The sequence below is a fragment of the Pseudonocardia oceanicola genome, from assembly GCF_047200735.1.
In the GTDB taxonomy this organism is placed as follows: Bacteria; Actinomycetota; Actinomycetes; order Mycobacteriales; family Pseudonocardiaceae; genus Pseudonocardia.
In genome coordinates this window covers 1-3,530 of the sequence record NZ_JBJZON010000060.1, presented here as the reverse complement: position 1 = coordinate 3,530, position 3,530 = coordinate 1, and the positions used below count along the sequence as shown (strand labels likewise).

The 3,530-nt window shown below is 63.7% G+C and carries 4 protein-coding genes; 3 read left to right on the top strand and 1 reads right to left on the bottom strand.

What is annotated here, in order from left to right; all coding sequences use genetic code 11:
• The first annotated feature begins 927 nt into the window (after positions 1-927).
• Positions 928-1,443 carry an RNA polymerase sigma factor gene (locus ACL02T_RS34720; protein WP_412835066.1) on the top strand — a complete coding sequence of 172 codons (516 nt, stop codon included), beginning with the start codon at positions 928-930 and terminating at the stop codon, positions 1,441-1,443.
• 958 nt (positions 1,444-2,401) lie between these two features.
• Positions 2,402-2,758 (top strand): hypothetical protein, encoded by a 357-nt coding sequence (locus ACL02T_RS34715; RefSeq protein ID WP_412835065.1) that lies wholly within the window; start codon positions 2,402-2,404, stop codon positions 2,756-2,758.
• Here the strand turns inward: ACL02T_RS34715 and ACL02T_RS34710 are convergent.
• Entirely contained in the window at positions 2,750-2,986 is a 237-nt protein-coding gene (locus tag ACL02T_RS34710) for a hypothetical protein (protein WP_412835064.1), read from the bottom strand. The two genes, ACL02T_RS34715 and ACL02T_RS34710, sit on opposite strands and share 9 nt — an antisense overlap.
• Before the next feature lie 220 nt (positions 2,987-3,206).
• Here ACL02T_RS34710 and ACL02T_RS34705 point away from each other — a divergent pair.
• Positions 3,207-3,530 (top strand): hypothetical protein (locus ACL02T_RS34705; protein WP_412835063.1); only part of this gene is annotated, 324 nt, incomplete at its 3' end.

Here is a 3,530-nt window from a genome sequence, read left to right as displayed (position 1 = left end):
GCGCGCTGTCTATGCAGGTAGACAACGTGTGTTAACGTTAAAACTATTAAACATAAAGACATGAAAATGTGAATGAATTAAATGGCTTGAGCTAAACACGTTAAATTCGCCTACTTAGACATTGTGCCAGATGGAAAGCATCGTTTTAACGTTAACATACTAAATCGGTGACCCGTGTTAGCGTCTTAACGTTAAATTGTTGACTTCTCAGCACCGACCCCATCGGGCTCTCTCCGCTCAGTGCCCCTGGCCACCATCCGACAGAGAAAAACGTCGCGCCGATCCGAGGCCCGTTGGGCGTCCGCCCGCTGCTGTGGGGCTGAAGGCATGTGCTCCCCCTGTGTCCTCGGTCCATCTGCCAGTCCGTTCTGGGACTCTCCCCGACCGACGAGAGCCCTCCACGTTGTCGGGCAGACCCTCTTCCTCTCCCGCGGACCGCGAGAGACGAGCTGAGCGCCCTTCTCCAGCCCGCCGACGAGCACCCCTTGGCCGGAGACCCTGCGGCCACGGTTCGGGGAGGTCACGCCGCTGCGCTACACACGCGTGCGGCCCGAGTGTCGTCGTGGAGCTCGACGTCGGCACCGCCCGTGATCACGGTCGCTGGCGACACCCGACCGGGTATCGCAGGCTGCGTCTTGATCTGCAGGAGGGCGACCTCCACACGCTTCAGGACAGGTAACGGGCCCTCACGGCGCTGTCCTGACCTGCGTATACGCGTCCTGCAAAAAATCTTGACGCGGAGTAGTGAGGATTCCAGGGGCCCGTTCGTATTAACGGTCGAGAGTCCCCTCTCACCCGGGAGCCGGAGGCACGCCGCAGCCAGCGGGGCTGCACCCGGCTCGTGGTGTCCATCCGTCGCCAGAGAAGGGGGTGCACGGTGTTTCCGCATACCGTGGCTCCGCAACTGGGGAGGGGGTGCCCGTGAGGGTGCCGCCGACCACCGAGGTGGAAGAGTTCTCCAACTTCTACCGCGAGCACTACAGGAACCTCTACTGGGTCTGCTGGCGGAGCTGTCGGGGTGACGAACGCCTGGCCGAGGACATCGTCCAGGACACCTTCGCCAACCTCTACAGGAGCTACGCGAGCGGCACTCCCGCGTGGAAGGTGCTGTCGCGCGGTTACGCCATGAAGGCGCTCAGCCATCGCACGATCGATCATTTCCGGCGTGCGGCCAGCGAGCGCAAGATGATCACTACGGTCGAGTCGTGGCCCCCGATCGACAACGACTTGACCCGGGATCCCGGCGAGAAGGTAGCAGAGCACGCGAGCGTGGTCTGGCAGTTAAAGGACCTCACCAAGCGACAGCAAGAGGTCCTCTACTTTCGGTTCGTCGGGATGAGTATGTCCGAGGTCGCGGAAATGCTGGACATCGGATTAGGTACCGCCTACGGGTATTATAAGGCGGGCCTACGACGCCTCCAGCAAATTCATTCTCGGACCTGACAGTTATTCGAGAGGAAGGACCTCAGATGAGCGCTGTGAACGCCGTTGATGGTCCGACTCGGCAGGCCATCACGGAATCAATTCGTACCGTTCAGGAACTTCTGAACATGGCCACTGCCGCCGCTTCCCCGCTCCGCCTTTCGGCGGGGCGGGGGGCGGTCTCGCCCCCCTTTGAGGGAGCAGAGAAGTCCACTACCAACGACACTCGCCGGAGGTACTCTGAATTAGTTGAATGCCTACGAGCCTTTGGTGAGAGTGGGGATCCAGAGACAGCTCGGCGCATCGCCGAGTTGTTTGAGGCAACCCACCACTTCGATAAGGCACGGACCTGGTGGCACCGAGCTGCGGAACTCGGTGACCCCGACGCGATCGACTACGTGGATGTAGTGCTCGCCGGCTGACCTGATGACGGACAGGACACACGGCGCGGGGACCTCCTTCCTCGGCGACAGCTGCGATCTGGTGGAGCCACCACAAGCTCGCTCGGAGAGCCCGCTGGGAAGAAGGCCGTCAGGCCGACGGCAGGTCCGGAAAACTGAATAGCCATCAAGATGATGGCCATTCGGACTGAGTCCCCGGCTGAAACCGGGAACGCAGATCTAGTTCCACCGCACGAATGACGGTGGAGAAGCCGAGTCAGATTGACCTCGGCGGAGATTAGGAAGAGGAAGGTTCAGACGAGCATGAAGAGTATCCGATGCCGCGATGCCAGCACCCCGCCGAACAGAGGCCGACCGTAGGCTATGGCACGCCGAGAGACTTGGTGATCCTCGGCGTCACGCCATAACCTTCTACTACGATCTCGTGAGAGAGTCGAATCGGCTCGACGCAGCGGGGCCCTGGGACAGGAGAACTTGTCCTGGGGCCCCGTTTTTCGTTTTCTCACTCATCCCGACCTGAAAAACCGGCGGGCTCATTCGTCCCTAGTTGCAGAACCCCCCACAACGAGGAGGACGGAATGCCCGACAAGAAGCGCCGCACGACGGCCCCCACGGCGACGAGCTGGCGCGAGACGTTCGACAAGTGGATCAACGAGCCGGCCATCCGGTCGTTCGCCCTGGTGGTGCTCGGCATGGTCCTCGGAACCGCGGTGCTGGTCGCTGGCTTCGCAAGCGGAGTCATCGCCTCCATTGTCGCGACGGTGCTGCCGAACTTCACCGCCAAGCTCATCGCGGGCGGCGTCGCGACGCTGCTCAGCGGCGTGGGCTGCTGGGCCCTCCGGCGGCGCAAGCGTCAGCGTGCCATCCAGACTGCGGTGGACACCGCCCAGCCCGGAGATTCTCGATTGAGCGGATGCCACCTGGCGTCAAGCTGACTGGCCGGGCTCTGCCGAGTCGCCGCACTCCCAGAGCACACTGATGTAGGCACTGACCCGCTCGGCGGGCTCATCCCCCAGCCCATCCCAGGGGTAACGCTCGTCGACGTAGCGGCCGGCCTCGTCGTGGGCCGCCAGGCGCAACTGCTCCCCGCCGCACTCCAGCAGCCGATGCTCAGCGATGTCCTGGAGATAGTCACCGCCGTAGTAGTCCTCGTCACCGCTCACAACCCAGCAGCTTCCGGCCCCGCGGGGAGAGGGTCAACGGGGTCAGGCGCGGGGATCTGTCGAGGCCCCTCGCCGTGCGCGCCGCCCTGCTGGACCTGAGCGCGTTCGTCGGGATGGTTCCCGTACCGCCGGATGACGCGGCTGCCGAAGCGACCTCACGCCCTCCTCGCTGGGCGGCCCTGACAAGCTGCCGAGTGTGATCGATGGTGGCGCCGGTGGTATGCCGGTCGAGCAGCCGGACCACCCGCGCAAGCTCTCCGACAAGGAGGTCCAGCGGGGTCTCCTGCTGACGTTCGATCGCGTCGCGCGGCTGCGGGACGCGATCAGTCACTACGACCAGGTGCCGGAGCCGGGCAGTCCGCTGCGTCGCGATGACGAGCTGGCCCACCCCTACGGCCTCTCGCACGCGGTGGTGCGTCAGCTCCAGGCGGCGGTGGACCACCTGGACGCGGTGCGAGCGCTGATCGTGGAGGCGCAGAAGATCCACAACGCGGCGCCGTTCACGCTAACCCGCGGTGCATTGGAGACCGCTTCGGCGGCGGTG